The 7425-nt window shown below is 43.9% G+C and carries 5 protein-coding genes; 4 read left to right on the top strand and 1 reads right to left on the bottom strand.

Annotation, left to right across the window (positions count from 1 at the left end; translation table 11 throughout):
- Positions 1–87: 87 nt before the first annotated feature.
- The 4 genes from COY37_RS03255 to COY37_RS03240 all read left to right on the top strand — a co-directional run bounded on the left by COY37_RS03255 (position 88) and on the right by COY37_RS03240 (position 7183).
- Positions 88–1371, top strand: coding sequence for a nucleotide sugar dehydrogenase (locus COY37_RS03255; protein ID WP_286976061.1), 1284 nt, complete (start codon positions 88–90; stop codon positions 1369–1371).
- A gap of 8 nt (positions 1372–1379) precedes the next feature.
- Complete coding sequence (locus COY37_RS03250; protein WP_286976058.1) at positions 1380–2852, top strand: glycosyltransferase family 2 protein; 1473 nt, start codon at positions 1380–1382, stop codon at positions 2850–2852.
- The gene (locus COY37_RS03245; protein ID WP_286976055.1) at positions 2837–6199 is read left to right on the top strand and encodes a heparinase II/III domain-containing protein; all 3363 of its coding nucleotides are present in this window, start codon (positions 2837–2839) and stop codon (positions 6197–6199) included. Before COY37_RS03250 ends, COY37_RS03245 begins: the two co-directional genes overlap by 16 nt.
- Positions 6200–6307: 108 nt before the next feature.
- Positions 6308–7183 (top strand): hypothetical protein, encoded by an 876-nt coding sequence (locus COY37_RS03240; RefSeq protein ID WP_286976052.1) that lies wholly within the window; start codon positions 6308–6310, stop codon positions 7181–7183.
- A 121-nt stretch (positions 7184–7304) separates the two neighbouring features.
- Here the strand turns inward: COY37_RS03240 and rpsT are convergent.
- The coding region (gene rpsT / locus COY37_RS03235) for a 30S ribosomal protein S20 (protein ID WP_286976063.1) at positions 7305–7425 on the bottom strand (121 nt) is incomplete at its 5' end.

Genomic DNA, 7425 nt, shown 5'->3' with positions numbered 1-7425 from the left:
TTGGTTTTAGAAAAGACCTATCGTTCTTACCGTTACTAGAACATGCAGTAATGGTTGATTCGGCAAAGATTGAGGAGGTTGTTATCTATGGCACATAATCGAGAGACAGTAGCTATTATTGGTCTAGGCTATGTTGGCCTACCGCTAGCTTTATTGGCTGACAAAAGAGGCTATAAGGTTATTGGTGTAGACAACAATAGTGAAAAAGTAGAGTTGCTAAATCAACACATAGCGCCGTTTGCAAATGCGGAAATCGCCCGGAGTATTAAGCAATCCACAATTGAAGCGACCTGTGACTTTAACGCAATAAAAAAAGCTTCGACTATCATTATTTGCGTTCCAACTCCGATTCACGAGGACAATACGCCGAATCTTGAGCCTCTAAAGGATGCATGTAAAAACGTTGCTGTTGCTCTGCAGAGGGGGCAGCTAGTGATTGTGGAGTCTACTGTTAATCCGGGTATATCAGAAACAATCGTCTTACCGATGCTCCAAGAGCTATCCGGTCTGAAGGCCGGACATGATTTTTATTTGGCTCACTGCCCTGAGCGTATAAACCCCGGAGATAAGCAATGGAATGTTCAAAATATAAATAGAGTTGTAGGCAGCCTTGAGGAAGTGGGGTTAAAGAAGGCAATTAAGTTTTACCGCTCAATAATTACCGGCGAGATAAAGCCTATGGGGTCTCTTAAAGAGGCTGAGGCCGTAAAGGTTGTAGAGAATGCATTCCGTGATATCAACATCGCTTTTGTCAACGAACTAGCGCAATCATTTTCAAAACTGGGAATAGATGTCGTGAATGTGATTGAAGGCGCAGCCACAAAGCCGTTCGCGTTTATGCCCCATTATCCGGGATGTGGGGTTGGTGGTCATTGCATTCCCGTTGACCCGTATTACTTGATCGAATACGCGCGGGAGAACGGTTTTAACCACAAATTTCTTTCACTAGCCAGGCGTATTAATCTTGGTATGCCGAGGTTTGCGGTCGACCTCTTGGTGAAGGGGCTAAACGAAAAAAAGATTGCAGTGAAGGATGCGCGGGTTGTTGTACTTGGTCTTTCTTACAAACCGGAAGTCGATGATTATAGAGAGAGTCCTTCATTCGAGATTATTAAGTATCTGGAAGAATACGGCGCACATATTGCAATATACGACCCATTTGTCCCGGAAAAATCAACCGCGAGTTCTTTGGGAGAAGCGCTCGAGCGTGCAGATGCAGCCATCATAGCGACAGCACATTCATGCTTCAAGGAAATATCACCTGACCAGTTTCTCGAAGCCGGTGTGGCAGTAGTGATTGATGGACGCAATTGCCTGCCGAAAGAGAAGTTCATTAAAGTCGGTATTATCTACAAAGGAATAGGCAGGTAGGATTCCTAATGGCAAAAAGAGAAGACCTCCGAAGCCAAGCCTCTATTATAGAAGCGCCCTATCCACTCGTTGATAATGAAGTCTCGTTAATTAAAGAATACAACGATTTTACTGATATTATCGGGCAACCGCTAAAAAAACCGATGCCACAAGTCGAGACCGACCGCTTTATCGTCCGCTTTATCCTCTTTGCTCTCTTAATGGTAGTCACAGGGAAGGCGCTCGTTCATTCTAATAGCTACTTCTATATCTACGGTATCCTGGTGACCACAGTGCCTCTTGTTACGTTCTATATTGCCTTTAAGAAGTATCAAGACCCTGTATTAGATGCAGCTGGTTTGTCTCCGCACGCTAACATTGATTATAGAGTGAGCTGTCTAGTTGCTGTAAGGAACGAAGAAGACATTATCGAAGACTGTATAGAATCCCTAATAGACTCCACATATGAAAACAAGGAAATTATCTTCATTAATGATGCAAGCACTGACGGCACGAAACAGATATTGGATCATTACCATAACCGGGGCCTCATAACCGCTATCCATTTAAAGGAAAACGTCGGAAAGAAAAAGGCGCTTGCGCTTGGGGTTTTACGGTCAACAGGCGATATTTTCGTTTTCTCAGATAGTGACTCTGTGGTAGCGCGGGATGCTGTTGATAGAATTGTTAACGCATTTCGAGCGGATCCGCTTACTGGGGCTGTTAGCGGACACTGTAGGGCACTTAATTCCGGTAGGAATCTCATAACAAGGATTCAAGATTCCTGGTATGAAGGGCAGTTCTCTGTACGAAAAGCGTTCGAGAGCATCTATGGCTGTGTGACCTGTGTATCTGGCCCACTTGCCGCGTTTCGACGTGAAGCCGTCTTTAACTTTATACCGGCATGGGAGAACGATTCTTTTCTTGGCCAAGAGTTCAAATTTGCAACCGACCGGACGCTAACAGGTTTTGTACTCGGTAGCAAAATAATTGGCGGGAAGCTAAAGAAACAATATGCCGATTCGGTGTTCATAAAGAATGTCGATTATCCGCTTCGCGATTGGAGAGTCGTTTATAGCAAATCCGCAAGGGCATGGACCGAAGTGCCGGACACATTCAAGAAGCTCATAAAACAGCAGGTTCGTTGGAAAAAGAGCTTTATCCGGAATATGTTCTTTACGGGTTTGTTTTACTGGCGCAAACCGATTTTACCGGCGATCGCCTACTATTTGCATATTCTTTTTGTGTTGTTTGGCCCATTTATTGCTTTTAGACATCTCGCTTATTTGCCGCTACAGGGTAACATCCTGTCGGTGTTTCTGTACCTCGGCGGAGTGTTCTTCATCGGCTCCATGTTCGGGCTCGCGTATAAGCGCGAGAATAGGTCGTGCCATCTTTGGATGTACCGTCCGCTTATGAGCTTGCTATCCACGCTTGTATTGTCGTGGCTTATTTTCTATTCCATTTTCACGATTAGGAAGATGACATGGACCCGAGGATAAGGCGCACGGAAATAATCGTAATTATGATTGTCGTTGCTGTATTTATAGTTGTAGCAGGTAAGTATCTTTATCCAGATGCCAGAGCAGGCGTTTTATCAGCCTCAGATTATGTCAGCCATAGGATAGCTGCCTATAAAATCGTGAGACCACCAAAACCCGGCCAACTCAAGATTGCAGTTCCCGGAGGTTTCGTCTATAGGGAGAAAGCTGAGCCCTCAGTATGGCTACATATCTATGATACCTATCCTAAGTCGGCGAATGGGAAAGAAGTGCTTTATGGGTTTCTTGATCAAGGCGATATTACATCAGCAGATAAAATCCTAGACGATTATTACGCAGTCGATAGATTTGCACCAACAAAAATTGCTCCACAAATTACATGGAAAGAAGACCCTTACAAGAATCGATATTGGCGTTTTATTTTCTATGCCCTAAGGCCTACTCGACATCTTATATTTGCGGCTAATGAGACTGGGCAGCAGAAGTACGATGATAAGTTACTTGAAATAGTCGAGAGCTTCCTCGATAAAGGCATGAAACAGCCGTTATCTTGGCAAGATAACCATGCTGTAGCATTTAGAACAATGGTGCTCGTTAACGTCTGGTGGAAACTACGCGAGCACAATGCCCTTCCTATCGATGTCAGCACCAAACTTTTGCAAGCCATTAAAGAACACGGCGATTATCTCTCAGATGTGCAACATTACGAACCGCAACACAATCACGGCATTAATCAAGCCGCTGCTTTGCTTGTTCTGGCTACAAATTTTCCAGATATGCCTGGCTCGAAAAAGTGGCTTAGCCTTGCTAGGGACAGGTTTGATGCAAATTTGCGAGATTTAGTCGACAAAGACGGTGTGCTTGTTGAAAACTCGCCTTATTACCATTTTTATGCACTTCGGAAATATTGGGAAATATATAACCACTCTATTACCTATAAAACACCGCTAAATTCGGAGTTTAATAGCAAAATTCAAAACATGGTTGAATACTGTAAATATATTCTCCAGCCCGACTCGACCGTTCCGCTCCTTGGTGCATCTTTGAAAACTAGAGTCTGCTACTCAGGCAATTTTAGAAGCATGGCTGACGCCGATCCTTATTTACGTTATACGCTGACTGCCGGCAAGGAAGGCGATATGCCTCCGAAGCTTAACGTTTACTTTCCGACTGCGGGGCAAACAATCATGCGTTCAGGTTGGGAACAAGGGAAGGACTATAAGAATCAAACGCAACTAATACTTGACGTAGGGCCCTTTAGGACACAGCACAGCGATATGGACGCGCTTAGTTTCAATCTTTTTGGGGCGGGAATTCCGCTCATGCCTGATTCGGGTCTTTATACCTACGAACACTTGCCGCTGAAAGACTATTTTCATGGCACACGCGCACATAATACAGTAGTCGTCGATGGCAAGGACCAGGATAAAGGGGCACCTAGCGCAAACCCCCTTGTGGAAGGCGATGGATATGCTCTCCAATCAGCTGAATCTGATTTATACACGGGCGTAAAGCACAAGAGGGCCGTTATACTTTTAGGTAAAAAATTCGTTGTCATCATAGATGAGCTAACCTCAAAGAAGGAGCACAAGTATGAACAAATGTTTCACTTGTTCCCGGAGGCTAAGCTCAAGAAAAGTGGAATGACTTTAAGCGGTATCGGGGCGAGCCCAGAACAAGCGGTTACCATACGCCAGCTAAACACAGATGGCCTTTCCGTTAAAGCCGTAAAAGGGCAAACAAAACCATATGATGGTTTTTGTTCGTTTGAATACGAAAAAGCTATTCCAAACTATTCGATATCATACGAAAAGCGCGGGAAAGAAGCAGACTTTATAACACTGCTTGAAATTGGCAAGCAGGATAAAACTCTTTCAGCAAAAGTATTAGCCAGCACAAAGAAAGATAAAACCCTGACGATTTCTACGAGTGATGTAAAGTACTCTATTGCGACTAGCGAGTTGCCGGGCAAAGATACCAATATAACCATAGTCAAACAAAAACAGCAAGAATCGCTACCTAAGTGGACCGCAATTGAAAAGTTCGAGAATGAAAAAGATTGGAAGCGGCGCGATAGTCGTGGTGGTTCGATAGAGATCGATTGTTATCAAGGCAAAAAGAACTTACGTCTAGTTTCATCTGAAGACGGTTCAAGACTTTCCATAACCAAGCGCACCAACCTTGACCTTTCTAATAAGAATCTTCTGGTTAGGATGAAAGCTTCGAACATAAGCCAGTGTGACAATCTCACCATAGACCTATCGTCGCATAATTGGCAGGGTTACGCTTCGTGCGAGCTGCGAGAGGCTTATGCAGTTGCTGACGATAACAATTGGATGACAATATCTCTAGGGAAAGGATCATTAAGAAATATTCAAGGGCAGTGGCGATTTTTCGGTTCAGGCTTTGATTGGTCCAAGATCGATAGGATAGGCTTTAGCCTTTCAGCAGTCAAAGGTAAAAAAGTAACGCTTAATCTCGACTCGCTTGCAACAGTGCCAGGGCAAGATGAAGGGCGGACGGTTATCTGCTTTGACGATGGTTCGGAGTCTGTTCTGGATGCATTACCGGTGATGAATAGATATGGCATCAAAGGGAACGTGGCAGTTATCGCAGAACGTCCTGATCGCCAAATTAGAGGGTACTTAACGCTTACCCAGCTTAAGAGAATGCAGAACATTAACGGTTGGGATATTGTTAGTCACTCTGCGCACCACAGAAACGCGCTTACGGATTATTATGAAAAAGGCGATCTGGCAGGGTTTGAACAAGATATTGTTGATGGTGCAGAATATCTTGAGGAGAATGGGATCAACTCTGCGCCTAACTGGTACGTTTACCCAAACGGTGCGACCAATCCATCCGTTAAGCAGATTGTGAGCAAGTACTATAGATTTGCTCGTTCAGTCAGCAAGCAGCCCGAGGTTTATCCATTCGGCGACCCTTATGCAGTAAAGATATTTGAAGTCTTTGACACAACAAAACTCAGCGAGGTTCATAACGCCGTAGCTGACGCAAAACTGCACAAGCTGACGTTAATTCTTGTTTTTCATAGAATATGGTCGGGAACTTACACAACCAAACAGAAGACGTATATAGACTACGATCTTGGCAAATTCGAGGCGGTTGTCAAAGACATCGCCGATCAAAAGATAAAAGTGGTCACCTTTAGTGAGCTTGATCGTCTGAACCATGTGCCGGAGCTCAAACTTAAGATTACTAAATATAAACCTGCGCAGCTAACTGCTACAATAGACGTTAAGAGAAAGGGCTTTCTGGGGTTACTTGATAAAGTTAAAGCCTTTATCCTTGCTATAGTGCTTTCCATAATAAAGTTCGGCCGATAGCTTCGAAGGTTTTAAGCCCTTTGTCATCTTAGAACTATGCGCTAAACTATATGTAATAAAAACATTAGATAAATTTTCGCGAGATTGCTGTGCCCAATAAGAGGAAACATGAAAAAAGTGCTCATTTTCGTTATCGTAATATTAATAGCAAGCCTAGGGATTTCTTTCGCGATAATTACGAATCGCGATAAGAGCCCTCAAGTTATGGCGCAGAGTAAAAAAGTTGCGACCCCAAAATTGCCCTCATTTAAAGATACTTTCGGCAAGACCTATGTGTTACAAGAAGCGGGCAAAATGTATAAAAGCCTGAGCACTAATTGGTGGTTGAATTCGGGGGGACTTTTCGTCGTAAAGAATGGAGTCGGCCAGACCATCCAAGGAAGGCTTGCAGAATCGGCCTTATGGCGTCAGAAATACGGTTCAAGCAACCCTGCGGAAACAGATAATGGATATCACCCACAAAACATATTCAGGCTTGTGACAAGAAGTAAGTGGCGGAATCTTCAGCAAGATGCCTACTTTAAAATCACTGCCGATAATCTCAGCGGTGATGAGCATCGCCAAGCGTCAAATGGGTTACTCCTCTTTAATAGGTATCAAGATGGCTACAATCTTTACTATACGGGAATACGGGTCGATGGTTATGCGGTCGTAAAGAAGAAAATCAAAGGTGTGTATTACACCATGGCTTTGAAGCAGATATTTCCTGGAACTGAGTATGACCGGAAGAGTAACCCGAATCTGCTACCAAAGAAAAAATGGATCGGTTTGAGAAGCATTGTGACCACGAACAAAGATAAAACCGTCAGTATAAAGCTTTTCATGGATGAAAACTGGAAAGGCAACTGGAAGCTTATCTGTGAAGCGACGGATGATGGGAAGAAGTACGGCGGCAAACCATTTCTAGACAAGCAATATGCCGGTATTCGCACAGATTTCATGGACGTTCAGTTTGATAACTATAAGATCCAAGAGCTTCCTTAAGTACCTCTAACAATAGTCTGAACCAATAAGAAAGCCAAAACCAACCACTTGGACTCGGTTGGTTTTTAAATGCAGGCTCGAACGGCGTGAGAGCCTGCTATACTCTAGCTTATTAATGCGCCTAAACGCCGACTTTGTTGAGCTTTTTCGTCAAGCGTGACTTTTTGTTGGCGGCGTTGTTCTTGTGGATGATGCCTTTCTCGGCGGCTCTGTCCAGGTTCTTTATAGCAACCTTAAGTGCT

The sequence above is a fragment of the Candidatus Aquicultor secundus genome (genome assembly GCF_002791875.1).
Taxonomy (GTDB): Bacteria; Actinomycetota; Aquicultoria; order Aquicultorales; family Aquicultoraceae; genus Aquicultor_A; species Aquicultor_A secundus.
This window is presented reverse-complemented; position numbering and strand designations above follow the sequence as displayed.